Genomic DNA, 24,898 nt, shown 5'->3' with positions numbered 1-24,898 from the left:
ATGAGTACTAGTGCAATTATTATGATGGCCGTTGCCTTGGTTATTATTTGGGGCGGATTACTTTTCTCCATCAAAAATCTGCCAAAAGATAAATAAAAACTCGCGGAAAAAATACCGCACTTTATAGACAAAATAAAACAGCCACTTATTTAGTGGCTGTTTTTTATCGATTTACAAAATTATTTACAACGTCCTGCCGCTTTTTCTAATGCGTTACAAGATGAAGATTTATTTCCATCTGTACCAGAACAGACTGCATCAGAAGAAACTACAACCACGGTTGTAATATAGCATTGATATTTTTTCTTCCCAACGGTGGCAATAAAACGAATATCATCGATACCTGCTTTACGCTCTGAAATTACTACCTTATTTGCGTTTGTACTTAAGGCAAATGCGGCTTTCTCTTTGAGTGTTTCATCAGAAATGGTTTGATTTCCCACAACACCGCACCCTGTGAGAAATAACGTGATTAACGTTGCTAATTTTTTCATTTTATTGTGCAACTCCCACTGCGCCTAACCCAATGGCAGATAATAAAACAGGGGACGTCATTAATCCGATGAGTACTAATACCCAAGCTAGAATATTTACGCCAATACCCGCCATATTGCGATTTTTGACCGCAATAATCGTACCAATTAATACGGCAATAAAAGCCAATGGAACAAAAATAAAGCCTAAAAATAAGATACCCAGTACAGCTAGCACACAAGCAATTAATCCTGCGACCAATCCAGTTCCCACTTTGGTTTGCACGTTTTGAGTTGTCATAATTTTCTCCTTAATTTTCATTATTGACAGTTAAGATTTGCACCTAAAACAGGTTCATTCTAACCTGAACCTAAAATAGGTGCAATGAAAAAATTACGCACATCTATCCACGCAGAAGAACAACAATTTCTGCGTCAATTATTTATCACGCAACGGCAAGCATTAGGGCTATCACAGCGGGCTTTAGCAGAACGTTTGGGGGTGATTTATTCTTTAATTGGAAAAATCGAAACGGGCGATCGCCGTCTTGATGTGATGGAATTTATTGAATATTGCCAGGCCTTAGAACTTGACCCTAGTAAGGTATTACAACAACTGCACGCAACTTTTTTTCGTACTAAATAATTTCCTCGCGAAAAAAGTGCGGTGTTTTTACTTATTCGTCTAGTTCCTGCTGAGCCAGCTTTTCTTGTTTGGAATGATAAAAATACAGATAAATCAACCCAATTGGGGCAATCGCCCAGCTAAAGAAAAAGCATAGAAACATCGTAATGGTTTTTGTAACAAGCAACAAAATGGGATTCACAAAGAAAACATTCTCTCCCAAGAGATAATCCACCACGCTTTCATACACAAAACGTGAATAAGGATACAAAAAGAGAAGAACGCAATTCATTATTGTGATTGAGATAAATTTGCTATCAATCGCCCCCTTTCCCGCATTAAAGATCATTGCTTCCAATAGGATAAAAAGAATTAAGCCGAAGAAAAAATGGCGGAAATAGTACGCTTTATTTAAGCCTCCAAAGGTTTTGCTGATCAAAGACATTTTCTCTCCTTTATTGATTAATAATAAATTTTATCTTATCACAGACAAAATAAAGCGCGGTAAGATTCTGTAAAATTTTGATTTTTATAAATTTAACAGTAAAATTTGTGCTAATTTTTAGTGAGGAAGATTATGTTAGATATTGTTTTGTATGAACCTGAGATCCCACAGAATACAGGGAATATTATTCGCCTTTGTGCCAATACAGGATTTCGTTTGCATTTAATTGAACCACTTGGTTTTACTTGGGATGATAAACGCCTACGCCGTTCAGGACTGGATTATCACGAATTTGCTGAAATCAAAAAGCACAAAACCTTTGCTGATTTTCTTGCCAGCGAACAACCCAAACGCTTATTTGCAATGACCACCAAAGGGCGTTTAGCTCACAGCCAAGTGGCCTATCAACAAGGAGATTATTTGATGTTTGGCCCTGAAACGCGTGGCATTCCAATGGCAATTTTAGATGAAATGCCAATGGAACAAAAAATCCGTATTCCAATGACTAAAAATAGCCGTAGTATGAATTTATCAAATTCTGTTGCGGTCGCGGTTTATGAAGCGTGGCGACAATTAGGCTATGGCGGTGCGGTGAATTTTGATCCTACTGCATAAATTAAGCATTTCTTTCTCTTTTTAGCATAAACCGCCTTTCTCGGCGGTTTTGTTTTTTTAAACTAAGAGAAATAAAAATAATATCAACGCACTACACGCAAAAAAATCGGGCGATAACTTGCTTTTTTCTGCCAAGATTTCGATACAAAATGGACGATCACAAAGGCAAGTGCGGTGCAAAAAACGATAAAAATGCCTTGCCACAGTTCGGTTTGGAAAAGCTGATCGGCGATCAGCGTGGAAAGCAATAAGGTGAGTAACGGGAAAAAATACACCAGCAAACTAGACAAAATCAGTGAGCGTTCCATTAAACCGATTTCGATAATTTGCCCTGCTTTGACGGGGGTGATGGTTTCCACCTCAAAAAAATGCGCCGTGCCTGTGCCATTCAGTTCCGCCAGTGCCGCTGAGCCACAGGCAGACTTTGCCACGCAGCTCCCACAGGCACTTTGCGATTGGCATTTCACTTGCGCAATGCCAGATTGATAGGAAATAACCACCGCACTTTCTTTCAGCATTTATTTCACCTTAATATCTTGCACGATGCGTTTTGCGGTAGAAATCGGCAGCTGCCCTACAAGGGTAAATTCGTTATCGCCAAAGGTTTCGCTATAAAAGGTTCTGGTACCATTCCACCAGCCGTTTTTTTCTTCATTTGGCAAAATTGAGCTTGAGCGGTAAAGGGTGAAGGAAAATAATCCATCGCTGTAAAGCTGCGCTTCAATGCGTTCTTCGCCATTGGTTTCCACACTGCGATTAATCAGCTTAAAGCCGTTTGGCAACCAGCTTGGCTGCCAGTTAAAGGCTTCTTTACTTGGCTGGAAAGTGGTTTTGTCATTAATCAGCGCAGGAAAACCCATATGATTAATGGCATTGAATAAATCATCAAATTGTTCGCTTTGATATAAATTCACCACGCGGAATTGTTCTAACAGATTATTTTCTCGATCTAACACATCACTGCGTAGCAACAAATGGCTTTGTTCGTCAATAAAGACCACATATTGATAGCGAAAATCATCTTTCGGCAAAATACGAATGGTTTGTACCACGCGATCTGCCACGCGGTTGCGTCCAATATAGGTGAAATCATAGTTTTGTTTCAGCGCATCAAGATTGCTCCACATAATCGCAGGCAAGCTGTCCACAATATGATTAGCATTAATCGAGAACGGAGAATAATTCGGTTGGAAATAACTCACCACATTATCACGTTGCACAATTTGCTGCGGCATTCCGTCAAGGGTGAGCAGTTGGGCGTAGGTTTTGCCGTTATGATAAATATGGCTATAACGTAATGAAGCCATATTCGGCGTGGTTTGCACGAAAGCAATTTCATAGTTTAGATGAGAGCCTGCCTGTTGCATTTCATCTAGCAATTGGCGAGGCTGGACTGCATCAGGTTCTGCCGCCCATAAGGGATTTACAGAAAACAGCACTAAGGAAAGTGCGGTGATTTTTTTGACCGTTTTTAACATCGTTATTCACACATAGGATACAAACAAATTCACCACCAAAAATGGTGGTGAATAACCTAAACTTCATTCATTGTTATTTCTGATTTTGCAAATTTAATCTATCCGCATAAATGCGTTTTTGCAATTCGTAGCTTTGTAGCATTGAATCAATACGTTTATTTTTTTGCTCAATTTGCTCAGGGGTTATCACCGATTGGGTTGGTGCATTATAGCTCACTTCTTGCACGGAATTGTTAAATGGCAAGGTTTGCAACACAGGCGCATCTTGGTTTTCTTTGCCATTGTGCGCCATAAAACTTTGCACGCCCATCACTGCAACTAAGCACACGCCCGCTGCCACAGCAAATTGAGTCATTGGCATAAACCACGCTTTCAGTTTTTGCATAAATGGCGATTGCGCGGTTTCTTCTGGCATTGGTTGAGAAACCATCGGTTGCGCCACCACAATTTCTTCTTGCTCAATTAAATCTGCCATTTTTGCAGTGAAATCCGCACCCAATAATACTTCACTTTCCTGACGCATTACTGCACGAATAGTATGAAAATTTGCCCAGGATTTTTGTAAATCAGCATCTTGGCAAAGTTTTTCTGTCATTGCCTCGCTGATTTGTTCGCCATCAATGTAAGCGGAAAGTTGCTCTTTTTGCATTGTAAACTCCAGGGTTTTCTCTTTTTTAATGTTATTAATGTTGTATTAGCCTTGAAGAAGGGGTTGAATTTTATTTTCGATAATCTCCCTTGCGCGGAAAATACGCGAACGCACCGTTCCTACTGGGCAATTCATAATATCGGCAATTTCTTCATAACTTAACCCCTCTAACTCACGCAAGGTGATGGCGGTTTTTAAATCTTCTTGCATACTATGAATGGTATCAAAAATGATCTTCTTCAATTCACCAGATAACATCTGATTTTCGGGCGTATCTACGTCCCGCAAATTTGTTCCCACATCATAGGATTCTGCCTCATCTGCCAGAATATCTTCATTCGGCGGGCGGCGACCCTGTGCGGTTAAATAATTCTTTGCCGTGTTCACGGCGATACGATATAGCCAAGTGTAGAAAGCACTGTCACCGCGGAATGATTCAATAGAGCGATATGCTTTAATGAATGATTCTTGTACAACATCGGGAATATCATTCGGCGACACATAACGGGTTAATAGCCCTGCCACCTTATTTTGATAACGCGATACCAACAAATTGAATGCTTTCTTATCTCCCTGCTGTACCCTTTCTACCAAAGCCTGATCTGTTAGCTGTTCAGTCATATAACCTCTTATACACCTCTAACAAGCCTTGATACACAAGACAGCAAGCTCGTGTTCTCTTAGAGGGATTAAAATCGTAAAAGTTCAATATTTCTGTCAAATTAGTTTGATAATTTTTCTTGTATATAGGAAACCATTTGCTGTAATTCAAGATCTGGCGCAGGTTTTCGATTAAAAAACCACGAAAATAATTGCAAATCTGTTGCGCCTAATAAACGCACAAATGTCGCTTTCTGATGTTCATCTAATTCATCAAAATGCTGCTGGAAAAATGGCATAATCACCTTATCCAGCTCCAACATTCCACGCCGACAATCCCACTCAAGACGAAATTTATTATATTTTTCCATTGTGCTTCCCCGTTGGATTGAATAATAAGGCAATTATAACGAAAATCAGCACCAAAGTGCGGGGATTTTTAACCAATTTTATTACCTATTACGAATTAACTCTTTAGTGGCAGTAATTACTTGACTATTACCCAATTAGGCATAGAATGACGAACAGATTTTTATTTATTTTAACCTGAGTTCGGGATAAGAGCTTGCCTAAATCATTGAAACAGCTTAGTTTTTTGCAGCTTGTCCATAAGCCGACACGTTTTTGAGTGTCGGCTTAAAGGGAAACCAACAGTAAGCAATGAGTCCTGCTAAAAGATTAGCAGCGAACCCTGTGAAGCTTCGATGCCTTGAGTGTTCAATCTGACATAGGTTTTTAAGCTCATCAAAAACAGTTTCAATTAACGAGCGTCCGTTAAGTAACGCCTCATCAATAGGTTTAAGAATCTGCTGTTTCATATTCCTTCGAAGCTTGGTTATAAAATCGATATTGAAGTCATTAAACAGTTTATCTTTTAAATCTTGACTGACATACCCTCGATCACCAAACAGTTTACCGAATATATCATTTGCTAGGCCCTGTCTTAGCGGCTCTCTATCATCTATATTTCCCGGAGTGACTCTAATCGATAATAACTCACCGTGATGATTGATAATCGCGTGCAGTTTAAATCCGTAAAACCAACCCATACTTGTCTTACCTCTTTGAGCAATCCCCTCAAAGACCTTATGACGCTTAATCCGCCGGTTATGGCATACAGATAGTTTGGTGGCATCCACAAAGCTAATACCTGTGCAACTTCCCATCAAGCTTTTAAGATAAGCACACAAAGGCACAAGAGCACGGGGTACTAATTCAATAAAACGTGAGTAGCTTGGTAAGTCCGGAAAATCTTTTTTCATCATGCCTAGCATATGATGATAGTAAAACCCTTTAAATTGACGGTAACGTAATTGATGAAACAGTACCAATATAGTCATTATCTCTAGTACACTTATCTTGCATGCTCTTAATCGCTTTGTCCCATTTTCGATCAGCTGACGTTCAAATTGTGGTTTGAATGCTTGGTAAAAGTCGTCAATGTGGCAGTATAATTCGGTTAGGTTGTCCATGTAAGAAGTCCTTTTTGTTGAGTTTTTATTAGTACATTAACTTTAACAATTTTGGACTTCTTTTTTTTGCCTTTTTTGACCTGCTTATCCCGAACTCAGGTTAAATTAATAATGAAATATTTGTTTTTTTTACTCAGGGTGAATATGATTGAAAATAACTATCATAAAATAACTATGTAACTAAACGACTCCCTTACCTGCTTTATCGTTCAACGCCGATGTTTATGATTGCAGCCAGTAAGCCTTGGGTAAAAGAGGCTTATTAATTGCGATAAAAATAAAGTCCTATCAACGTTATTAAGAGCGGACAGGACTTTTATGATCTTTATAATTTCTAGTATTAAGGGGTTGAAATAACAGCTTTAGGTGTGGTTTTTCTTTGGTGAAAATAAGCGGTAATAAGCAACATAGCATAAAGTATTGCCCCCATCAGCCATAACAGACCATCCCAATAAGCGACGCTATAACTATAAATAAAGGCAAATAAAAGGGGACCAATGATCCCGGTAATATTGGTTAGGCTCACCAGAGTACCTTGTAATTTCCCTTGCGCATTATCATCGACAGATTTTGATAAATAACCTTGTAATGCGGGTTGCCCCATACCTCCTGCCGCTAAGCAAATTAATGCTGGTAAGATGACCCAAACGTGGCCTATCCACGCTAATAATAAACAGCCCATCATATCAATAGACATACTGATCATAATGGTGGTTTTTTCGCCCCATTTTTGTGCCAATTTCCCAGCGACAATCGCCTGAAAGAAAATATGTAATACACCCAGAACCGCCAAAGACATACCGATAGAAGTTGTGTTCCAATCAAAACGATATTGTGTAAACAGCACCCAGATGGTGGCAGGAATTTGCCCGATAAGCTGGATAATAAAATAGGTTGCTAACCAAAAGTAGAGGCTTTTCTTAAAAAAAACAGTGACTGTATTTGAGGCAGTTTGGTTTTCAGGTGTCCTATTGGCAACAAGCGCTTCTCTTTTTTGTGTTTCTCGGAAAAAGAGCAAAGAGAGTATTAATAATATCGAGTGTGAAATAGCGGCAAAAATAAATGGCATATGAGCACTGATATCACCTAATAATCCCCCTAGCATTGGGCCGATAATAAGGCCAACACCAAAAGCACCACCTAAGAAACCAAAATAGCGAGTTCGATTTTTAGCGGGAGTCACATCACTCATCGCTGATGCACATACGGCACCTGTTGCGCCTGTGATCCCCGCAATGATGCGCCCAATATAGAGCATCCAAAGTGTGGTTGAGAATGCCATTAAAAGATAGTCGAGTGCCGCGCCTAAAAGGGAAAACAGCAAGATGGGTTTTCTGCCGTATTTATCAGACAGTCGTCCTAGAATAGGAGCAAAAATAACCTGCATGGTAGCATAGAGCGCTAATAGCACACCGTAATGGGTTGCCAGTGAATTTTCACTGACAAATTCATTTAATAGAGTAGGGAGTACTGGCATGATAAGCCCGATACCAATGGCATCTAATACGGTGATCAGCAGTATAATAATAATTGATTTATTCATTGAGATCCTAAAAATCTATCAGTGATAGAGTGGGTGTAAAATATCTCTATCAGTGATAGATTGTCAAGGCTATTTTATTTTGAGGTAGGTAATGGCAAAGCTAGATAAAGAACAAGTTATTGATAATGCGTTGATTTTACTTAATGAAGTTGGTATTGAAGGATTAACAACGCGTAAGCTGGCGCAAAAAATAGGTGTGGAACAACCCACATTGTATTGGCATGTAAAAAATAAACGCGCTTTGTTAGATGCATTAGCAGAAACTATTTTGCAAAAGCACCATCATCATGTTTTGCCATTGCCGAATGAAACATGGCAGGACTTTTTGCGAAATAACGCGAAAAGCTTCCGCCAAGCCTTATTAATGTATCGTGATGGTGGCAAAATTCATGCGGGAACACGCCCCTCTGAAAGTCAATTTGAGACATCAGAACAGCAACTACAGTTTTTGTGTGATGCTGGGTTTAGTCTATCTCAAGCCGTGTATGCATTAAGCTCTATTGCGCATTTTACATTAGGCTCCGTACTGGAAACTCAAGAGCATCAAGAAAGCCAAAAAGAGCGTGAAAAAGTAGAGACGGATACTGTTGCCTATCCGCCATTATTAACCCAAGCCGTTGCAATTATGGATAGTGATAATGGTGATGCTGCATTTTTGTTTGTCCTTGATGTGATGATCTCTGGACTTGAAACAGTATTAAAGAGCGCTAAATAAATCTAAATTCGCTGACGCCCTTTTTGGCTAATTAGTTGCCCTTGTATGTCAGCGATACCAATGTGAGCAATACAACCTGCATTAAATTGTAAATAGTCATCTTCGATGCCATCAGAGAAAATTACGCCATTCTCTGGCATCAAAGATCCTAATTGCAGTGGTGAGTCAGGCTCAATAGTGCCAAAAGTCAGTGCAACACCTGTTGTTCTACTTGGAAATGGCTCTCTTACACTAAATTGTAGCTTTCGATCACTCCAGCTAAAGCCTTGTAATAGAGGGTGCGAAGCTTCTCCTGTAATTGCCATCGCACCAGCAAGAATAGATTGAAACCACCCCGTTGATCCCAATCCTGTTGATACAATAATGCCTGATGAAGATTGCACTTCTTCAGCGCCATTCCATTGCAAAATATACTGTGCGGAAGTGTGGCTTTTAGGGCCAATAAATAAGTCATTAACCGCTAATAAGGATTGACCATCATTGGTTGTTGCTTGTGCAAAAGTGACCGTTTTAAATGGCATTTTTTTATTAATGGTGTTAATAACTGTCTCTTTTAATTGCCCTATTTCAAAGGGTAATAATTTACCATCCCACCTTGATGGATCAGGATTTATGGCAATGATAGGCTGTCCATTAAGGTATTTCAGCGTATTGGCAACAAGCCCATCTTGACCAATCACCACCACAATATCGTGAGGTGAGAATTGATAGCTGGGTAATAAGCCTCTTTCTAAAAGTTGAAATCGTCCTAATGATTTTAAAATCAACTCAGCTTCTGTGAGTTGCTTTTGATATAAATTGTGTTCATTGAGATAATCCTTTACCTCAACATTGTTGTGTTCTAAATAGAATTTGGCTTGTGACCAGGTATTAAAGCGCTCAATTAATTCCTGTAAGCGGCTTTTTCTCATCACCAGCACAAAGCGAAAATCTTCGTTACGTTGCATTATTTACTGCCTTTTTTCATAAATTGGCTAAATAAATCAGGTGTGATATTCAACTCGCCGATTTTTCCTGAATTCAGTGCTAAGGTTTCAAATGCCATTGCCATTAATTGTTGTGAGTCCATTTTTGCTAATGCCATTGCTTTTAGGTTCTCAACTGGTAATTCACGATATTTTATTTAATTTAATAAATATCAAAATCGAACAAAATAACAATATACTATTTAAGGAGCATACCGTTATGTCAGGTATTTTTACGCAAACAAATCCAGCTCGCCGCCGTTATGGTGTTGCCGCTTTTGTCGGTATTATTGCGGGTTTAATTTCTGCCTTCGTAAAATGGGGTGCAGAGCATCCATTCCCACCACGCAGCCCATTCGATTTATTCGTTACGGCTTGTCAAGATCCATCACAAGCTTTGGAAGTGTGTTCTCGTGCGTTTTTAAACCCACCACACGTTTTCTTGCGTGATTATTTTGGTATTGATCCAACTGAAGCAGTGTTCACTTTCGCTGATCACGGTTTTAACTGGATTGGGGTAACTCACATCACCTTCTCAATCGTATTTGCTGTGGGTTACTGTGTGGTTGCAGAGCGTTTCCCTAAAATCAAATTCTGGCAAGGTGTGGGCGCAGGTTTAATCGCTGATGTTTGTGTACACTACATCACATTCCCTGCTTTAGGTTTAACACCACCAGTATTAGACTGGCCATTATACGAACACGTTTCTGAATTAGTGGGCCACGTTTTCTGGTTCTGGACAATTGAGATTGTGCGCCGTGATTTACGTAACCGCATCACGCACCAACCAGACCCTGAAGTTCCATTAGATCAACCTTATCGTTAATCAAGTAAAGCCCGAGTCATTCGGGCTTTATTTTTTTCTTTTTTATCACCCCTCTTTTTTGTAAAAATGTAGAGCGAAATCAAAAATTTGCGTACAATGCCATAGCCTGAGTTTAACAATAAAAAGGAGAAAATATGGATAGAAGAAAATTCCTGCGTCTTGGCGCATTAAGTTTATTCAGTGTAAACAGCTTATCGCTCAATGCGGCGGAGCAAAATACTACGGTGGCATTACGCATTATTGCCACCACGGATATTCACGGTTTTTTGACAGATTTTGATTATTACAAAGATGCGCCTACGGATAAATTCGGTTTTACCCGTGCAGCAAGCCTGATTGCAAGCGCACGTCAAGAAGTGAAAAACTCGGTGTTAGTGGATAATGGCGATTTAATTCAAGGCAACCCGATTGCCGATTATCAAGCCGCCAAAGGGGATAAAGAAGGCAAGCCAAATCCGTCTATTTTAGCCCTAAATGCAATGCACTATGATGTGGGAACGATCGGCAACCACGAGTTCAACTATGGCTTAGATTATTTAGATCGCGCTATTAAGCAAGCCCACTTCCCTATTATCAACGCCAATGTGGTGAAAGCCAGCGATGATCAGCCTTATTTCCAACCTTATTTTATTCAAGAAAAAAGTGTAACAGATAATGCTGGCAACACGCATCAAATCAAAATTGGTTATATTGGCTTTGTGCCACCACAAGTGATGGTATGGGATAAAGCCAATTTAGAAGGCAAAGTAAAAGCCTACGATATTAAGAAAACCGCAGAAAAATATGTGCCAATTGTGAAAGCACAGGGTGCTGACATTATTGTTGCACTGGCGCACACCGGCCCTTCCGATGAACCTTATAAAGAAGGTGAAGAAAATGCCGCTTTCCATTTAGCCGATGTAAAAGGCATTGATGCTGTAATCTTCGGCCATTCGCACCGCTTGTTCCCAAATAAAGAATTTGCTAACAGCAAAGGGGCGGATATTGAAAAAGGCACAATGAACGGCGTGCCAGAAAGTATGGCGGGCTATTGGGCAAATAATATCAGCGTGGTGGATCTCACCTTAAATCAACATAATGGTAAATGGTTTGTTACTGACGGCCGTGCAGCCTTGCGTCCGATTTATGATGCCGATAAGAAAAAAGCCCTTGTGGGCAATCACCCTGAAGTTGCGGCATTACTTGCGCCAATCCACGAAGCCACTCGTGCCTTTGTAGCACAGCCGATTGGAAAAGCCTCTGATAATATGTATAGCTTCCTTGCCTTGTTCCAAGATGATCCAACGGTACAAATCGTAAACCAAGCGCAACAAGCTTACGCTGAAAACGTGGTGAAAAATCTGCCTGAGCTAGCAGGTATTCCAGTGTTGAGTGCCGCTGCGCCATTTAAAGTCGGTGGACGTAAAAACGATCCAAGCGCTTATGTAGAAGTGGATAAAGGCGATCTCACTTTCCGCAATGCGGCAGATCTCTATCTCTACCCAAATACCTTAGTGATTGTCAAAGTTAGCGGCGCAGAACTCAAACAATGGCTTGAGTGCAGTGCGGGAATGTTTAACCAAATCGATCCAAATAGCGACAAACCACAACCCTTGTTAAATTGGAACGGTTTCCGTACTTACAATTTCGATGTGATTGACGGAGTAAACTATGAAATTGATGTTACCCAACCTGCCCGTTATGACGGTGAGTGCAAGCTCATTAATGACAAGGCATCGCGTATTGTTAATCTCACCTATCAAGGTAAACCAGTGCAAGATAGCGATCAATTCTTAATTGCAACCAATAATTATCGCGCTTATTCGGGTAAATTCCCTGGCACAGGTGATGCCCATATCGTCTTTGCTTCCCCTGATGAAAATCGTCAAATTTTGGCAAACTACATCAGCCAAACCACCAAAGAAAAAGGCGAAGTGATCCCTTCTGCGGATAATAACTGGAAACTTGCCCCAATTGCCTCCATTCAGCCATTGAAAGTACAAGTGGAAACGTCCCCAAGCGATAAAGCAAAAGCCTTCATTAAAGAAAAAGCGCAATATCCAATGGATTACGTTGGGCAAGATGAACTAGGCTTCGCGGTTTACCAAATAAATTTAAACAAAAAATAGACCGCACTTTTAATAAAAATAAGGCGATGCTAACTCACATCGCCTTTTTTATCGCTTAAATGCAGTATGATTAATTACTGTGCTAACAAACTTTCATCGAGTAGCAAATCTTCATTTTTGTTTACGCCTACACCGCGTTCAAGAATGTGTTGCGCGATTTGATGGGCTTCGGGTAGAGAATGTTCGGTGTAAGTGCCGCATTGATATTCGTTTAATTCGGGAATCTCTTTTTGATCTTTCACCTGTAAAATATCTTTCATTGAAGCGAGCCACGCCTGTGCCACTTGTTGCTCATTTGGCGTCCCGATTAATGACATATAAAATCCGGTACGGCATCCCATTGGAGAAATATCAATAATTTCCACCTGCTCACTATTGAGGTGATCACGCATAAAACCAGCGAAAAGATGCTCTAACGTGTGAATGCCTTTCGGCGGCAGGATTTCTTTGTTTGGGATACAAAAACGCAAATCGAAAATCGTAATATCATCGCCTTTTGGGGTACGCATTGTTTTGGCAACACGCACTGCGGGGGCGTTCATTTTGGTGTGATCCACTTTAAAGCTATCGAGTAATGGCATCGTTGCTTCCTTAATTTTGATGTTATGTAAATTAATGTAAAAATTTTTCTATTTTTTTCGAACTTTTCGTAAGCCCTTGTGTCTTATAGTATAGCAACTTGCAGTTGTTTTAATAAATTGATTCCTTAAATTATTTTGCCACCCTAATAAGGTGGCTTTTCTTTATCCTATTTTTGTACAAAAACCCACCTTAAAATGGAAAAGTCAAAATTTTTCACTTTTTTTGCAATTTTTATTTGTAAACTTTTGTAAAGTTGTGTAGTATCTCTCTTACAAAAGAATACAACTTATCGTTGTTTAAAAGAAATTGGTTCCTTAGGTTATTTGCCACCCTTGATGGGTGGCTTTTTTTTATTTCTAAGCAAACTACTATCCCTACAAATAACCCATTGCGATAAAACAATGGGTTAATCTGATCATAAGACTTAATTAAAATTTTGCCAGTAACATCGTCTCAAGTTTTTCTTGGTCGATGGCGAATTTACGAATCCCTTCAGCCAGTTTTTCTACTGCCATTGGATCGCTGTTGTGCTGCCAGTAGAACTCGCTTTCAGTAAGCGGTTGTGGTTTGGCTTTCACTTCACCTGTGTAATCTAGTTTACGCACAAGTGCGGTGTGATTTTCTTGTAATTCTTTTAACAATGCTGGGGCGATAGTTAAGCGGTCGCAGCCTGCAAGCTCAGTAATTTCGCCTACGTTACGGAAACTTGCACCCATTACCACGGTTTGATAGCCGTGTTGTTTGTAATAGTTGTAAATTTTAGTCACTGAAATTACGCCCGGATCTTCTGCTGGTGCGTATTCTTTTTTGTCGCTGTTCGCTTTGTACCAGTCAAGAATACGGCCCACGAATGGGGAAATTAAATATACACCCGCTTCCGCACAAGCACGCGCTTGCGCTTCTGAGAATAAAAGGGTTAAGTTACAGTTAATACCTTCTTTTTCAAGGATTTTTGCTGCACGGATACCCTGCCAAGTGGAGGCGATTTTAATTAAAATACGATCATTAGATACGCCTGCTTCATTATAAAGTGCGATTAATTTACGCGCTTTTTCAACAGTCGCTTGGGTGTCGTAAGAAAGACGTGCGTCCACTTCGGTAGAAATGCGTCCTGGGACAATTTTAAGAATTTCTAAGCCGATGTTTACCGCTAATTTATCTTCTGCATCAATAAGTTGCTGTGCTTTATCGGCACTTTTACTTTTAGCATAAGCAATGGCTTCATCAATTAATGGTGCATATTGAGGCAAAGCAGAGGCGCTTAAAATGAGTGATGGGTTGGTGGTAGCGTCTTGTGGTTGGTAGGTTTTAATGGCTTCAATATCCCCTGTATCTGCCACAACCACGGTCATTTCGCGTAATGCTTCTAATTGTGTTGTCATAGTTACCTCTCATTTGATTGTTAGTTAAGTTCGCATACAATATCACATCTTAGCGATGCACATATAGCTATTTTAGCTTTAGTATTGATAGGTAGATTCTAAATTAAATTTGGCGCGGTAGAAAACCTTAGAGAAATAAAATCTGTGATCAGGCTCACAATATAAGGAAAACAAAATGAAAACACGTTGTAGTTGGGCGGAAGGTTCGGCGATTTATCAAGATTACCACGATAATGAATGGGGTAAACCAGAATATAACAGTTTGAAATTATTTGAGAAAATTTGTCTAGAAGGGCAACAAGCCGGGCTTTCGTGGATCACGGTGTTGAAAAAACGTGAACATTATCGGCAAGCCTTTTTTCATTTTAATCCTGAAAAAATTGCCAAGATGACAGAACAAGATCTTGATGAATGTATGCAAAATGCAGGATTAATTCGCCATCGTGCCAAGTTAGAAGCCATTGTGAAAAACGCCAAAGCTTATTTAGCGATGGAAAAGTGCGGTGAAAATTTCAGCGATTTTATTTGGACATTCGTTAATCATCAGCCACAAATGAATGATGTGCCGGATTTATCTGCCGTGCCAGCAAAAACCGAAACCTCAAAAAATTTGTCGAAAGCGTTGAAAAAACGTGGCTTTGTCTTTGTGGGCGAAACCACCTGTTATGCCTTTATGCAATCAATGGGGTTGGTGAATGATCATCTCAACACCTGTTTTTGTAAGCATAAATAAAATGCTTTTTGAGCGGTTTTTCTTTATAATCGGGTTAATTTCTACACCTGAAAACAAAATGGGTTATTAATGAAAAAAAATTACTACACAATGCTTTCTTTCTCAATTTTGACCGCACTTTATGGCGCGCCAAGTTGGGCAAGTTTGCAGCAGCAATGTTTAGCTGGCGTACCACAATTTCAAGGGGAAGTGGTGCAAGGCGATCCAAATGAATTGCCAGTTTATATTGAAGCTGATCGCGCAGAGTTAAATCAGCCTGTTAATGCACGTTACGAAGGGGACGTGGATATTCAACAAGGCAATCGTCATTTAAAAACGCAAGTGGCGGAAGTGATTCAAACGGGCGCAGGGCAAAATGTGCAACGCTTTGCCTATGCAAAAAATGGCTTTGATTATAAAGATAATCTCATCAATCTGTTAGGTGATTCCGCCAAGGTTAATCTGAATAATAAAGATGCCGATGTAGAAGGCGCAGATTACCAATTTGTCGGCCGTCAAGGACGCGGTAAAGCACAGCAAGTTGAGCTACGTAATGATTATCGCTTGTTGAAAAACGCCACGTTTACCTCTTGCTTGCCTGATGATAATAGCTGGGCGATTGAAGCCTCTGAAATGCGTCAGCATATCCAAGAAGAATATGCCGAAATGTGGCACGCGCGCTTTAAAGTTCACGGCGTGCCGATTTTCTATACCCCTTATTTACAATTGCCTATTGGCGATCGTCGCCGTTCTGGTTTGCTCATTCCAAATGCGGGCACATCTAGCCGTGATGGTTATTGGTATGCTCAGCCTATTTATTGGAACATTGCACCCAATTTTGATATGACAGTAACACCAAAATATATGTCAAAACGTGGCTGGCAATTTAATGGCGAAGCACGTTATCTCACTCAGCTTGGCGAAGGGTTGATTGCGGGCGAATATTTAGGCCGTGATCGGCTTGATGATTACCAAGGGGATAATCGCTCACGCCATTTATTCCACTGGCGACACAGTTCTAGTTTCTTACAAAATTGGCGTTTAAACGTGGATTACACTAGAGTCAGCGATAAACGTTATTTCTCAGATTTTGATTCCGCTTACGGACGCAGCACGGACGGTTATGCCGATCAAAACTTCCGCATTGCGTACTATCAGCCAAACTACAATTTCTCTCTATCGGCGAAGCAATTCCAAGTATTTGATGATGTGGATATTGGGCCTTACCGCGTTTTTCCACAGCTAGATTTTAATTATTATCGTGATGGCATTGCTAACGGTTTAATGGATTTCCGTTTATTCTCACAAATTTCTCGTTTTGAGAATGACAGCGCCTTAATGCCAAAAGCTTGGCGTTATCACATTGAGCCAAGCCTTAATATTCCCCTTGCGAACCGTTACGGCAGTTTGAATATCGAAACCAAACTTTACGCAACCCACTATAATCAAACCAAAGGGAAAGGGCAAAATGCAGAAGAGATTGAACGCTCTGTAACCCGTGTGTTGCCGCAAGTGAAAGTAGATTTGCAAACCTTGCTTGCCAGCAAAGAGACCTTATTTGATGGCTATACGCAAACAATTGAACCGCACATTCAGTATCTTTATCGTCCTTATAAAGATCAAAGCAATATCGGCTCAAAATTAAATAGCCAATATCTTGGTTTTGGTTATGACTCTGCTTTATTGCAGCAAGATTACTTTTCCTTATTCCGTGATCGCCGTTATAGTGGCTTAGACCGTATCGCTTCGGCAAATCAGTTCACCTTAGGGGGAACAACACGTTTTTACGATCAAGAAGGAAACGAACGTTTTAATCTCTCTTTAGGGCAAATTTATTATCTCAACGATTCGCGCATTGATAATAATCCAAGCAATAGCAGTGATCGCTCCACCTCATCTTGGTCATTAGAAAGCAACTGGCGTATTAGTCCAAAATGGAATTGGCGTGGTAGCTATCAATACGATACCAGCTTACACCAAACCTCCCTTGCCAATACCGTGTTGGAATATAACCCAAGTGGCAATAATCTGATTCAGCTAAGTTATCGCTATGCAAGTCAGGAATATATTGACCAAAATCTCACGGGCGCAAATGCGTACAATCAAGATATTAAACAGCTTGGTTTAGTGGCAGCGTGGGAAATTGCCGACAGATGGGCCGTGGTTGGGCATTACTATCAAGATCTGGCTTTGAAAAAACCTGTTGAGCAATATCTCGGCGTGAAATATAACACTTGCTGCTGGGCAGTCGGTGTTGGCGCGCGCCGTTATGTAACCAGTAAAGATGGGCAACAAACCGATGAAGTGGTTTACGATCACGCAATTGGCGTAAATCTTGAATTGAAAGGCTTAGGTACAGATCATCAAAGTGGCATTGAAAAAATGTTGCAAAGAGGAAAACTGCCTTATATTCAATCTTTCAGTCTTTATTAATCACATAGCAATAAGAAAAAGGCCGCAACCAAAAGTGCGGCCTTTTTTTTCGCAATTTTTATTAATCTCTAAAATTATTAAACTGGAATGGCTGCCCTAATTCGGCATTTTTCACCAGTTGGATCACCGCTTGCAAGTCATCACGGGATTTTCCTGTTACGCGCACTTGATCCCCTTGAATTTGGGTTTGCACTTTGAGCTTGGATTCTTTGATCAACTTGGTAAGTTTTTTCGCCATATCCGTTTCGATACCTTGTTTCAGCTTAATTTCTTTGCTGAAGGTTTTACCGCTGTGTTCATATTCTGTTGGAATATCCAATGACGCAGAATCAATGCCACGCTTAATACACGCATTACGCAAAATATCCACCAGCTGTTCCACTTGGAAATCGGACTCACTGGCCACTTTAATGGTTTCATTTTTTTCGTTTAATTCGATAGAAGAAGGCACGTTGCGGAAATCCCAACGGTTAGCTAAATCACGGTTGGCATTTTCCACAGCGTTACGCACTTCGTGCGCATCTAATTCAGAAACAATATCAAATGAAGGCATAATTACTCCTCGTTTTTCATTATTCGGTCATTTGCACCTAAAATACATAATAGTGCAGTTAAGTCGGCAAAGTTTACCACAATTTGCGCCTGTTGTTGCACTTTCGGCTTGGCGTGGAATGCCACACCGAGATTGGCGACTTTCATCATTGGCAAATCATTGGCGCCATCACCAATAGCAACGGTGTTTTCCATTGGAATATGATATTGCTCGCTCAATTGACGCAAGGTATCCGCTTTATATTGCGCGTCCACCACCGCACCTTTCACTTCGCCAGTCAAAATGCCGTCCACAATCTCAAATTGGTTGGAAACCGCCGCATCAAGGCCTAATTCTGCTTTTAAATAATCCGCAAAATAAGTAAACCCACCTGACGCAATGGCGGTTCGCCAGCCGTATTTCTGCAAGCCTTGAATGGTTTCCACTAAACCTGAAGTCAGCGGCAATTGTTCTCGCACTTGTTGCAAAATGTTTTCCGGTGCGCCTTTTAGGGTTGCCACGCGGCGGCGTAGGCTTTGTTCAAAATCTAACTCTCCGCGCATTGCTTGCTCGGTGATTTCAGACACCAATTCACCTGTGCCAGCCAGTTTCGCAATTTCATCAATACATTCAATTTGAATGGCAGTGGAGTCCATATCCATCACTAACAAGCCTTTTTTCTGCAAACTAGCGGAAAAATTGAGCCGCGCAATATCCACTTCTAATTGATGGGCATATTCTTGCCACTGTGCCTGCCAATTGCCTTGCAACAGCACCACAAGGTTACGCGCTTCAATCCAATAGTCAAAAATCGTGAAATTTTCACCGCACTTTTGCTGAAATTGTTGCAATTTCTCAAGGGATAAGGTTTCCCCATAAAGAATAAAATACGTCTGCTCACCACCAAGTGATTGCCCCTTTTGCAATGGGCAAGGCAGGTTTGGATATGATTGTTGTAATTGGCTAAGATTTTGTGTTTGCATAGAAAATCCTGTAAATTATCGGCATTTTTAAGATTTATTGTGCCGTGAACGCATAAATAGACTAAAATAACGCCTTATTCTAGCTTATTTTGCGAAATCTTGGGGAAAATAACGTGCAACTTGTGAAACAAAAAGTGCTAAAAATTATTATGTTTAGCGCAATTATACTACTTAGCCTGATCATTATGGGGGTGATCTTATTTGGCGTGCAGCAATTCAAATTAGGTTCACAGCTTGCCAGCGTTAATCAGGTTACCCATCTTTCCCATTTATTAGTTCGCCAACAAGCCAATTTATTTGCGCTATTGATCAATAAAGCTAAGCCAGAAGCATTAACGGAAAATTTAGATAATTTTGTCAAAGAAAATTTTATTCTTGATGCCTCCATTTATTCCACCCAAGGGGAATTATTAGCGCAAAGCTCAAATGCTTCACTGTTACGCCAGCAATTAGGCCTAGAACAACCTGAATCAAAAGAAATCACTAATCAACAAATTGTTGAACCCATTTATTCGAGCAGTGGAGTGGAAGGCTTTTTGCGTGTAACCTTTAACAATAAATACGGACAAACCACCCAAAGTAAGATTAATCAGATTTTTAATCGCCTATATGGCGAGCTAATCATTGTGTTTCTCACCGGTGTATTATTTGCCAGCTCCATTCATTATTTTTTAGCACGCTATCGCCGAATCAAACGCCGCCAGTTAGAAAGTCATTCTGTCATACAAAATGAAAAACCAGCGCCATCACGTTTAACTTATCATAAAAAGCGTAAACGCTTGAAAAAATAATAAAAAAATCCCGCACTTTTTATCAAGTGCGGGATTTTTTTATCAATTATTCTGCCCTATTCTCTTGGCTTCGATTGGCTTCCGTTTTAGGCTTACGGCGTTTGCCGATGTTTTTTGTGTCTTTATGGCGGAGTTTAGTTTTTTTCTGCTGTTCTGATTTTTTCTTTTCTGCCCGTTTTTGTTTAATGCGCGCTTTTTGTTTTTTGCTGACGCTTTTGACTTCGCCGTCTTTCGGTGCTTTGGTGCGTGGTTCTAAGCCTTCGATAATGCGTGGTTTGAGTAGTTCTTCGGTGTAACGTTTAATTTTGCCGAGCAGTTTATAATCGTGGGCTTCTACGAAAGACACTGCCACCCCTTTTTTGCCTGCACGCGCAGTGCGTCCGATGCGGTGTAAATAAGTGTCTGCGCTGTAAGGCAAATCCATATTCATCACGTGGCTGATGTCATCAATATCAATCCCACGCGCAGCCACATCGGTGGCAACTAGCACGGTTACCACGCCATTTTTGAGTTTATCAATGGCATTATTGCGTTGCGTTTGCGCCATTTCCCCTTCTAAATAGGTGCTGCGAATGCCACGTTTACGCAAAATGTCGGAAAGCTCTCGCACGGTTTCACGGCGGCGAACGAAAATGATACCCTTGCTCACCTTTTCCTGCTCAATAAAACGAGCGAGCAATTTCACTTTATGCTCATCGCTGTCTGCGTGATAGTACCATTGTTGGATTTTTTTACGCTCACGGCGACTTGGCTCCGCATCAATTTGCACAGGGTCATTGAGTAATCGCCCTGCAAAATCCATTAGCAGCTCCCCTTCCAATGTAGCGGAAAACAGCAAGGTTTGTTTACGCCAGCGCGTTTCGGCAGCAATTTTTTCCGCATCTTGTCCAAAGCCCATTTGCAACATTCTATCCGCTTCGTCAAAAATCAGAATTTCTACCGCGCGACAATCAAAATTTTCTTCTTGGATATATTGCAGCAAACGCCCCGGTGTGGCGACCACCAAATCTTGGTTGCTGTTAAACACTTCGCCGTGGTTTTGATACGCCACACCGCCTGTGATGGTGGTAATATCAAGGTTGGTAAATTGCGCTAATTGCTCCGCTTGCTCCGCCACTTGCATCGCTAACTCTCGGGTTGGGGTGAGAACCAACACTCTTGGCGTACCAGGTTTGCGGCGTGGATTATCTAGCAAATGTTGCAAGGCGGGCAATAAGAAAGCGGCGGTTTTCCCCGTGCCTGTTGGGGCTGAGCCTAGCACATCTCGCTCCGCCATTGCCGCTGGAATGCTTTCCAACTGAATGGCGGTGGGGCGTTGGTAGCCTTTTTTCGCTAAGGCTTTTAATAATTCTGGGGCGAGATCCAATTCTTCAAATTGTGCTAAGTTCATATTTATTGTTACTATTAGGAAAAAATTAGTGCAGATTATACCGCACTTTGAGGGCAAAGTGCGGTCAATTTTTGGGAAGTTTATGGCAACGAAAAATCAAGGTTTTCGCTTTAAGCAGTTTCAGGTTAATCATCATCGCTGTGCGATGAAAGTGGGAACTGACGGCATTTTGCTTGGCGCTTGGGCAGATATTCAAGGGGCAAAAAACCTTTTGGATCTCGGCACAGGCACGGGGTTAATTGCGTTAATGTTAGCACAACGCACGGCGCAAGATTGCCATATTAGCGCGGTGGAGCTTGATAATTCGGCAGCAGAACAGGCGCAGGAAAATATTCAGGCTTCCCCTTGGGCTGAGAAAATCTCGCTATATCAAATGGATATTGCAAAATTCGCACAAAATCCACCGCACTTTTTTGATTTAATTGTTGCCAATCCGCCCTATTTTGAACCTGCACAGGCTTGCAAAAACGCACAACGTGATCTTGCGCGCTACACTCTTGAACAAAGCCATAATGACTGGCTCAATGTAGCAGCACAATGCTTAAATGAACAAGGGAAAATTCAATTTATCCTGCCTTATGAAGCAGGAAAAACCTTGCAAAAAAGCACCGCACTTTATTGCACAGAACAATGTGATGTGATCACAAAAATTGGCAAGCCACCACAACGAATGTTACTCACTTTTCGTAAACTAGCTGAACCTATGCAATATTCACAACTGATTATTTATGACGAAAATAATCAATACCACCCTGATTTCATGGCGCTAACGAAAGGGTTTTATTTGAGGTTTTGAATAAAAAACCTAGCACAAACGTGCTAGGTTGATGAGATTACTCCGCAAATTCATCCAACATATCTAAGGTTGGGACGAAGAAAAGCGTGCCTGTGCGGGTGCGGCTGAAATCAAGCAAGCGGTCGTAATTGCCTGCTGGATTGCCGATAAACATATTGTTTAACATTGCTTGCACGGTGCTGAAGGTGTTGGCATAGGCAATGAAATAAGTTCCCACTTCGCCGTTAGCAGAAAATGGCATATTGTCGCGAATGACTTTGCGATCATCGCCCACGTTAGCTAAGGCACTGTGGCTGTTGGCTGGTTTGGTGTCGTCGTCCATTTCAATGTCATCTGCTTTAGAGCGGCCGAACACTTTTTCTTGCTCGCTTAATGGCAACGCACGCCACGCTTGCATATCGTGAACATATTTTTGTACGAACAAATAGCTACCGCCTTGGTAAGCTGGGTCTTCTTCCCCTACAGTACCGAATAAGATGCGGTCTTCTGGATCGTGTGGGTTTTCTGTGCCGTCCACAAAGCCAAGAATACTGCGTCCGTCCCAATAGCGGAAGCCTTGAATATCCACCACGCATTTTGCCACATCGTGTAATACATCGGTGATATTTTGTGCAATGTCAAAGCAGTAGCTTGGTTGATCACAACGAATATGGAAATGCAAATCGCCACGGGTTGCCACGGCAGTATATTTTGCACCTTTAATTGGCTCAAAAGGGGCAAGCTCTTTTGGCAACGGCTGTGGTAAACCAAGGCGTAACCACGCATCGTGTCCAATGCCCATTACTACGCTGGCTTTGGCATCAGGAAAACGGGTTTTCGCTGAATTATTAAGATTGCCAATTAATCCGCAGAGTTGTTGAAACGCAGGTTTTACGTCCACATCATCGTGAAAATTCCACACCATAAAAATAGTGTTTTTGTTTGGTTCATCAAGAACATTTTGTAAAGCAGCCATAATATTTCCTTTCGTTAGAGGCACTTTTAAAGTGCGGTGTTTTTTTATTCTGTTTTTAGATATTGCAAACCGTCAATTTGCATTATTTTGCCTGTTGGCGCTCCAATGGCATTCGGCAGGTTGCGAATAAGCGAATTAGCAAAATCACCCGTATATAATTTCGCTCCTTGGTGGGTGAGATTAGATTGACAATCAATATAAATTTTTCCGCCCATTTTACGCCATAAATAGCAAAATCCATAATCTTCGGAAAGGTAACGGTTGGTTTGTGGATCAACCATTACATCAAAAAAGCGATAATGTAGTCCTAAATCTTGGTAACCAATGCTATCTGGCACATATTGCAATTCGGGATAATGCGCCATCATTTTTTCAAATACTTCACGTTTTATGCACATAAAACCTGTTGGCGCTTCATCTATTTCCATAAAGCCATCGGGTTGAATTTCTAATTGCACTTTATCGCCTTTTACGCTCCCTGTGTTTGCCGTATATCTTGTGCTGGCAGATTCAAATTCCTGCTTTGTCATTCCCGCAGGAATTTCACTTGGAAATTGTTCGTATTTTAGGGGATAAACCCCTGCTGCAATATCATAATCTGACAGTAATAAACGCAAAACGGCATCAGCAGAGAAACCGATATCGGAGTCAATCCAAAATAAATGTGTCCATTGTTTATTGGCTAAAAATTCTGCAACGGCATTATTTCTTGCTCGCGTGATCAAACTTTCGCCTCGTTGTAAAGAAACTTGCAAACGTAAGCCTAAATTTAACGCGGCCTCTGTTAAGTTGAGTAATGAAATGACATAATTATGAAAATATTTCCCGTCATGGCTTGGGGTCATTATAACGGGATACATTGTTTTTAGTGCATCAAGCTTTAACATTGGTTTTCCTTATTATTCAATCAAACCTGATTTTACAAGAAAATTATAAATACCATCTTCTTCAAGATGATCAGTAACGTAATTGGCGAGAGCTTTTAACGTATCGTGTCCATTTCCCATTGCCACGCCAACGCCCACTAAGCTAAGCATTTCGATGTCATTCAAACCATCGCCAAACGCCATAACATTCTCTAAGGTAAAACCTAAATGGCGTGCAATCGCAGCAATTCCCCTTGCTTTTGAGCCTTCAGCATCAAAAATATCCACCGAATTTTCGTGCCAACGTACCGTTTTCAGATCATCTAAAATATGCGCTTGTGCCACCAGTTCATCTTGATCTTCGGCATAGAAAGCCAACACTTGAAACACTTCGTTATGTTTAAAAAAGGTTTTGTCCACTTGATACTTTGTGGTGATCGGATCGAGCGCTTCTTTTAATCTTGGAGTAATTTCAGAAACACACACTTTATCACTTGCCACAAAGGCATAGGCTATTTGCTGTGCATCAAAAAAATCCACCAATTTTTGTACTTTCTCCGTTGGAATTGGGTGCTTTTCGATCACTTCATTTTGGTAAACCGCATACTGCCCGTTCATTGTTACAAAGGTATCAATGCCTTGTTGCGCGATCATTTGATTAATTTTTTCAGGGAAAGCACAGCGTGTGCGCCCTGTGGCAATGCCAACTAAAATGCCCTTATCTTGCAATTTTTGAATGGCAAGTCTGGCACTTTCAGGAAAAAAACCGTTATGTTTACGAAACAAGGTATCGTCAATATCAAAGAAAACCGCTTTGATTGCTTGGCGATTGTTATGCTGAAGATCATTAACCGCTGTCATTTTTTACTCTCTTTTTCTAAAAATTGCTGTAAATTTTACCATTATTGCGATCTAGATCGAAAAATTAATCGCAAAAAATTTACTTATTACACAAAATCCTT

General features: G+C 40.7%; 30 protein-coding genes. 10 read left to right on the top strand and 20 right to left on the bottom strand.

Translation table 11 applies throughout. From position 1 onward, the window contains the following. A complete protein-coding gene (locus DYC50_RS02395; protein ID WP_103854320.1) occupies positions 1-96 on the top strand; it encodes a methionine/alanine import family NSS transporter small subunit in 96 nt (31 codons plus the stop codon). 83 nt (positions 97-179) lie between these two features. Here DYC50_RS02395 and DYC50_RS02390 read toward each other — a convergent pair whose 3' ends face one another. Both DYC50_RS02390 and DYC50_RS02385 read right to left on the bottom strand, forming a co-directional pair. Next, positions 180-494: a hypothetical protein gene (locus tag DYC50_RS02390; RefSeq protein ID WP_115248856.1), complete on the bottom strand. Its 315-nt coding sequence runs from the start codon at positions 492-494 to the stop codon at positions 180-182. 1 nt (position 495) lies between these two features. Next, on the bottom strand, positions 496-774 hold the full coding sequence (locus DYC50_RS02385) for a hypothetical protein (protein WP_115248855.1): 279 nt from the start codon (positions 772-774) through the stop codon (positions 496-498). 84 nt (positions 775-858) lie between these two features. On the opposite strand from DYC50_RS02385, the gene DYC50_RS02380 reads away from it, so the two are divergent. Continuing rightward, a complete protein-coding gene (locus DYC50_RS02380; RefSeq protein ID WP_115248854.1) occupies positions 859-1,119 on the top strand; it encodes a helix-turn-helix domain-containing protein in 261 nt (86 codons plus the stop codon). Positions 1,120-1,150: 31 nt separating this feature from the next. Here the strand turns inward: DYC50_RS02380 and DYC50_RS02375 are convergent, their stop codons facing one another. Further along, positions 1,151-1,543 (bottom strand): hypothetical protein, encoded by a 393-nt coding sequence (locus DYC50_RS02375; protein WP_115248853.1) that lies wholly within the window; start codon positions 1,541-1,543, stop codon positions 1,151-1,153. Between the two features lie 132 nt (positions 1,544-1,675). On the opposite strand from DYC50_RS02375, the gene trmL reads away from it, so the two are divergent. Continuing rightward, entirely contained in the window at positions 1,676-2,158 is a 483-nt protein-coding gene (gene trmL / locus DYC50_RS02370; protein ID WP_115248852.1) for a tRNA (uridine(34)/cytosine(34)/5-carboxymethylaminomethyluridine(34)-2'-O)-methyltransferase TrmL, read from the top strand. A gap of 83 nt (positions 2,159-2,241) precedes the next feature. Here trmL and DYC50_RS02365 read toward each other — a convergent pair whose 3' ends face one another. The 7 genes from DYC50_RS02365 to tet(H) form a co-directional block, all read right to left on the bottom strand. Beyond that, on the bottom strand, positions 2,242-2,676 hold the full coding sequence (locus DYC50_RS02365; RefSeq protein WP_115248851.1) for a SoxR reducing system RseC family protein: 435 nt from the start codon (positions 2,674-2,676) through the stop codon (positions 2,242-2,244). After that, complete coding sequence (gene rseB, locus DYC50_RS02360) at positions 2,677-3,636, bottom strand: sigma-E factor regulatory protein RseB (RefSeq protein WP_115248850.1); 960 nt, start codon at positions 3,634-3,636, stop codon at positions 2,677-2,679. A gap of 73 nt (positions 3,637-3,709) precedes the next feature. After that, positions 3,710-4,285 carry a sigma-E factor negative regulatory protein gene (locus DYC50_RS02355; protein WP_115248849.1) on the bottom strand — a complete coding sequence of 192 codons (576 nt, stop codon included), beginning with the start codon at positions 4,283-4,285 and terminating at the stop codon, positions 3,710-3,712. Between the two features lie 45 nt (positions 4,286-4,330). Continuing rightward, positions 4,331-4,906: an RNA polymerase sigma factor RpoE gene (gene rpoE, locus DYC50_RS02350; protein WP_115248848.1), complete on the bottom strand. Its 576-nt coding sequence runs from the start codon at positions 4,904-4,906 to the stop codon at positions 4,331-4,333. A 101-nt stretch (positions 4,907-5,007) separates the two neighbouring features. Next, the gene (locus DYC50_RS02345; RefSeq protein WP_115248847.1) at positions 5,008-5,256 is read right to left on the bottom strand and encodes an FAD assembly factor SdhE; all 249 of its coding nucleotides are present in this window, start codon (positions 5,254-5,256) and stop codon (positions 5,008-5,010) included. 216 nt (positions 5,257-5,472) lie between these two features. After that, positions 5,473-6,357, bottom strand: coding sequence for an IS982-like element IS1592 family transposase (locus DYC50_RS02340; protein WP_115248846.1), 885 nt, complete (start codon positions 6,355-6,357; stop codon positions 5,473-5,475). A gap of 340 nt (positions 6,358-6,697) precedes the next feature. Beyond that, positions 6,698-7,900: a tetracycline efflux MFS transporter Tet(H) gene (tet(H), locus tag DYC50_RS02335; RefSeq protein ID WP_006248867.1), complete on the bottom strand. Its 1,203-nt coding sequence runs from the start codon at positions 7,898-7,900 to the stop codon at positions 6,698-6,700. Positions 7,901-7,991: 91 nt separating this feature from the next. Between tet(H) and tetR(H) the strand changes: the two genes are divergently transcribed. Further along, positions 7,992-8,615 (top strand): tetracycline resistance transcriptional repressor TetR(H), encoded by a 624-nt coding sequence (gene tetR(H) / locus DYC50_RS02330; protein ID WP_006248868.1) that lies wholly within the window; start codon positions 7,992-7,994, stop codon positions 8,613-8,615. A gap of 2 nt (positions 8,616-8,617) precedes the next feature. Here tetR(H) and DYC50_RS10720 read toward each other — a convergent pair whose 3' ends face one another. Both DYC50_RS10720 and DYC50_RS02320 read right to left on the bottom strand, forming a co-directional pair. Continuing rightward, positions 8,618-9,562, bottom strand: a complete 945-nt coding sequence (locus DYC50_RS10720; protein ID WP_015060270.1) for a diacylglycerol kinase catalytic domain-containing protein — start codon at positions 9,560-9,562, stop codon at positions 8,618-8,620. Next, positions 9,562-9,699: a hypothetical protein gene (locus tag DYC50_RS02320; protein ID WP_218564401.1), complete on the bottom strand. Its 138-nt coding sequence runs from the start codon at positions 9,697-9,699 to the stop codon at positions 9,562-9,564. The genes DYC50_RS10720 and DYC50_RS02320 overlap by 1 nt, the downstream gene beginning before the upstream one ends. A gap of 101 nt (positions 9,700-9,800) precedes the next feature. Here DYC50_RS02320 and DYC50_RS02315 point away from each other — a divergent pair, with 101 nt between their 5' ends. Both DYC50_RS02315 and cpdB read left to right on the top strand, forming a co-directional pair. Next, on the top strand, positions 9,801-10,406 hold the full coding sequence (locus DYC50_RS02315) for a YagU family protein (protein ID WP_115248845.1): 606 nt from the start codon (positions 9,801-9,803) through the stop codon (positions 10,404-10,406). Positions 10,407-10,540: 134 nt separating this feature from the next. Beyond that, complete coding sequence (gene cpdB / locus DYC50_RS02310) at positions 10,541-12,514, top strand: 2',3'-cyclic-nucleotide 2'-phosphodiesterase (protein ID WP_115248844.1); 1,974 nt, start codon at positions 10,541-10,543, stop codon at positions 12,512-12,514. 74 nt (positions 12,515-12,588) lie between these two features. On the opposite strand, the gene luxS is transcribed toward cpdB, so the two are convergent. Then, on the bottom strand, positions 12,589-13,095 hold the full coding sequence (gene luxS, locus DYC50_RS02305; RefSeq protein WP_115248843.1) for an S-ribosylhomocysteine lyase: 507 nt from the start codon (positions 13,093-13,095) through the stop codon (positions 12,589-12,591). A gap of 429 nt (positions 13,096-13,524) precedes the next feature. Beyond that, positions 13,525-14,478: a transaldolase gene (tal, locus tag DYC50_RS02300; protein ID WP_115248842.1), complete on the bottom strand. Its 954-nt coding sequence runs from the start codon at positions 14,476-14,478 to the stop codon at positions 13,525-13,527. A 175-nt stretch (positions 14,479-14,653) separates the two neighbouring features. Here tal and DYC50_RS02295 point away from each other — a divergent pair, with 175 nt between their 5' ends. Both DYC50_RS02295 and lptD read left to right on the top strand, forming a co-directional pair. Beyond that, entirely contained in the window at positions 14,654-15,211 is a 558-nt protein-coding gene (locus tag DYC50_RS02295; protein WP_115248841.1) for a DNA-3-methyladenine glycosylase I, read from the top strand. 69 nt (positions 15,212-15,280) lie between these two features. Continuing rightward, on the top strand, positions 15,281-17,623 hold the full coding sequence (gene lptD / locus DYC50_RS02290; RefSeq protein WP_115248840.1) for an LPS assembly protein LptD: 2,343 nt from the start codon (positions 15,281-15,283) through the stop codon (positions 17,621-17,623). Between the two features lie 61 nt (positions 17,624-17,684). Here the strand turns inward: lptD and DYC50_RS02285 are convergent, their stop codons facing one another. Beyond that, positions 17,685-18,176, bottom strand: coding sequence for a YajQ family cyclic di-GMP-binding protein (locus tag DYC50_RS02285; RefSeq protein WP_115248839.1), 492 nt, complete (start codon positions 18,174-18,176; stop codon positions 17,685-17,687). A gap of 2 nt (positions 18,177-18,178) precedes the next feature. After that, positions 18,179-19,138, bottom strand: coding sequence for a phosphoserine phosphatase (gene serB, locus DYC50_RS02280; protein ID WP_115248838.1), 960 nt, complete (start codon positions 19,136-19,138; stop codon positions 18,179-18,181). 113 nt (positions 19,139-19,251) lie between these two features. Between serB and DYC50_RS02275 the strand changes: the two genes are divergently transcribed. Then, the gene (locus tag DYC50_RS02275; RefSeq protein WP_115248837.1) at positions 19,252-19,929 is read left to right on the top strand and encodes a YtjB family periplasmic protein; all 678 of its coding nucleotides are present in this window, start codon (positions 19,252-19,254) and stop codon (positions 19,927-19,929) included. 46 nt (positions 19,930-19,975) lie between these two features. On the opposite strand, the gene srmB is transcribed toward DYC50_RS02275, so the two are convergent. Further along, on the bottom strand, positions 19,976-21,319 hold the full coding sequence (srmB, locus tag DYC50_RS02270; RefSeq protein WP_115248836.1) for an ATP-dependent RNA helicase SrmB: 1,344 nt from the start codon (positions 21,317-21,319) through the stop codon (positions 19,976-19,978). 82 nt (positions 21,320-21,401) lie between these two features. Between srmB and DYC50_RS02265 the strand changes: the two genes are divergently transcribed. After that, complete coding sequence (locus tag DYC50_RS02265; RefSeq protein ID WP_115248835.1) at positions 21,402-22,115, top strand: tRNA1(Val) (adenine(37)-N6)-methyltransferase; 714 nt, start codon at positions 21,402-21,404, stop codon at positions 22,113-22,115. Between the two features lie 37 nt (positions 22,116-22,152). On the opposite strand, the gene DYC50_RS02260 is transcribed toward DYC50_RS02265, so the two are convergent. The 3 genes from DYC50_RS02260 to DYC50_RS02250 are packed head-to-tail and all read right to left on the bottom strand — an operon-like array spanning position 22,153 to position 24,797. Beyond that, a complete protein-coding gene (locus DYC50_RS02260) occupies positions 22,153-23,070 on the bottom strand; it encodes a Dyp-type peroxidase (RefSeq protein WP_115248834.1) in 918 nt (305 codons plus the stop codon). 44 nt (positions 23,071-23,114) lie between these two features. Beyond that, positions 23,115-23,957, bottom strand: a complete 843-nt coding sequence (locus DYC50_RS02255; protein WP_115248833.1) for a hypothetical protein — start codon at positions 23,955-23,957, stop codon at positions 23,115-23,117. Positions 23,958-23,969: 12 nt separating this feature from the next. Continuing rightward, positions 23,970-24,797, bottom strand: a complete 828-nt coding sequence (locus DYC50_RS02250; protein ID WP_115248832.1) for a Cof-type HAD-IIB family hydrolase — start codon at positions 24,795-24,797, stop codon at positions 23,970-23,972. Positions 24,798-24,898 lie beyond the last annotated feature (101 nt).

This window comes from Avibacterium avium, assembly GCF_900454535.1.
Classification (GTDB): domain Bacteria; phylum Pseudomonadota; class Gammaproteobacteria; order Enterobacterales; family Pasteurellaceae; genus Avibacterium; species Avibacterium avium.
Note: the sequence above shows the minus strand (reverse complement) of the source record. Positions and strands in the feature narration are given on the sequence as shown.

What these genes read in the sequence shown, in the direction of transcription:
- DYC50_RS02345 (WP_115248847.1), bottom strand. Translation starts at nt 5,256, where the DNA reads ATGGAAAAATATAATAAATTTCGTCTTGAGTGGGATTGTCGGCGTGGA.
- DYC50_RS02390 (WP_115248856.1), bottom strand. Translation starts at nt 494, where the DNA reads ATGAAAAAATTAGCAACGTTAATCACGTTATTTCTCACAGGGTGCGGT.
- tal (WP_115248842.1), bottom strand. Translation starts at nt 14,478, where the DNA reads ATGACAACACAATTAGAAGCATTACGCGAAATGACCGTGGTTGTGGCA.
- DYC50_RS02265 (WP_115248835.1), top strand. Translation starts at nt 21,402, where the DNA reads ATGGCAACGAAAAATCAAGGTTTTCGCTTTAAGCAGTTTCAGGTTAAT.
- DYC50_RS02340 (WP_115248846.1), bottom strand. Translation starts at nt 6,357, where the DNA reads ATGGACAACCTAACCGAATTATACTGCCACATTGACGACTTTTACCAA.
- cpdB (WP_115248844.1), top strand. Translation starts at nt 10,541, where the DNA reads ATGGATAGAAGAAAATTCCTGCGTCTTGGCGCATTAAGTTTATTCAGT.
- trmL (WP_115248852.1), top strand. Translation starts at nt 1,676, where the DNA reads ATGTTAGATATTGTTTTGTATGAACCTGAGATCCCACAGAATACAGGG.
- DYC50_RS02250 (WP_115248832.1), bottom strand. Translation starts at nt 24,797, where the DNA reads ATGACAGCGGTTAATGATCTTCAGCATAACAATCGCCAAGCAATCAAA.
- serB (WP_115248838.1), bottom strand. Translation starts at nt 19,138, where the DNA reads ATGCAAACACAAAATCTTAGCCAATTACAACAATCATATCCAAACCTG.
- DYC50_RS02285 (WP_115248839.1), bottom strand. Translation starts at nt 18,176, where the DNA reads ATGCCTTCATTTGATATTGTTTCTGAATTAGATGCGCACGAAGTGCGT.
- DYC50_RS02295 (WP_115248841.1), top strand. Translation starts at nt 14,654, where the DNA reads ATGAAAACACGTTGTAGTTGGGCGGAAGGTTCGGCGATTTATCAAGAT.
- DYC50_RS02255 (WP_115248833.1), bottom strand. Translation starts at nt 23,957, where the DNA reads ATGTTAAAGCTTGATGCACTAAAAACAATGTATCCCGTTATAATGACC.
- luxS (WP_115248843.1), bottom strand. Translation starts at nt 13,095, where the DNA reads ATGCCATTACTCGATAGCTTTAAAGTGGATCACACCAAAATGAACGCC.
- srmB (WP_115248836.1), bottom strand. Translation starts at nt 21,319, where the DNA reads ATGAACTTAGCACAATTTGAAGAATTGGATCTCGCCCCAGAATTATTA.
- DYC50_RS02365 (WP_115248851.1), bottom strand. Translation starts at nt 2,676, where the DNA reads ATGCTGAAAGAAAGTGCGGTGGTTATTTCCTATCAATCTGGCATTGCG.
- DYC50_RS02315 (WP_115248845.1), top strand. Translation starts at nt 9,801, where the DNA reads ATGTCAGGTATTTTTACGCAAACAAATCCAGCTCGCCGCCGTTATGGT.
- DYC50_RS02385 (WP_115248855.1), bottom strand. Translation starts at nt 774, where the DNA reads ATGACAACTCAAAACGTGCAAACCAAAGTGGGAACTGGATTGGTCGCA.
- DYC50_RS02380 (WP_115248854.1), top strand. Translation starts at nt 859, where the DNA reads ATGAAAAAATTACGCACATCTATCCACGCAGAAGAACAACAATTTCTG.
- DYC50_RS02260 (WP_115248834.1), bottom strand. Translation starts at nt 23,070, where the DNA reads ATGGCTGCTTTACAAAATGTTCTTGATGAACCAAACAAAAACACTATT.
- rseB (WP_115248850.1), bottom strand. Translation starts at nt 3,636, where the DNA reads ATGTTAAAAACGGTCAAAAAAATCACCGCACTTTCCTTAGTGCTGTTT.
- DYC50_RS02320 (WP_218564401.1), bottom strand. Translation starts at nt 9,699, where the DNA reads ATGGCATTAGCAAAAATGGACTCACAACAATTAATGGCAATGGCATTT.
- DYC50_RS02395 (WP_103854320.1), top strand. Translation starts at nt 1, where the DNA reads ATGAGTACTAGTGCAATTATTATGATGGCCGTTGCCTTGGTTATTATT.
- DYC50_RS10720 (WP_015060270.1), bottom strand. Translation starts at nt 9,562, where the DNA reads ATGCAACGTAACGAAGATTTTCGCTTTGTGCTGGTGATGAGAAAAAGC.
- rpoE (WP_115248848.1), bottom strand. Translation starts at nt 4,906, where the DNA reads ATGACTGAACAGCTAACAGATCAGGCTTTGGTAGAAAGGGTACAGCAG.
- lptD (WP_115248840.1), top strand. Translation starts at nt 15,281, where the DNA reads ATGAAAAAAAATTACTACACAATGCTTTCTTTCTCAATTTTGACCGCA.
- DYC50_RS02355 (WP_115248849.1), bottom strand. Translation starts at nt 4,285, where the DNA reads ATGCAAAAAGAGCAACTTTCCGCTTACATTGATGGCGAACAAATCAGC.
- DYC50_RS02375 (WP_115248853.1), bottom strand. Translation starts at nt 1,543, where the DNA reads ATGTCTTTGATCAGCAAAACCTTTGGAGGCTTAAATAAAGCGTACTAT.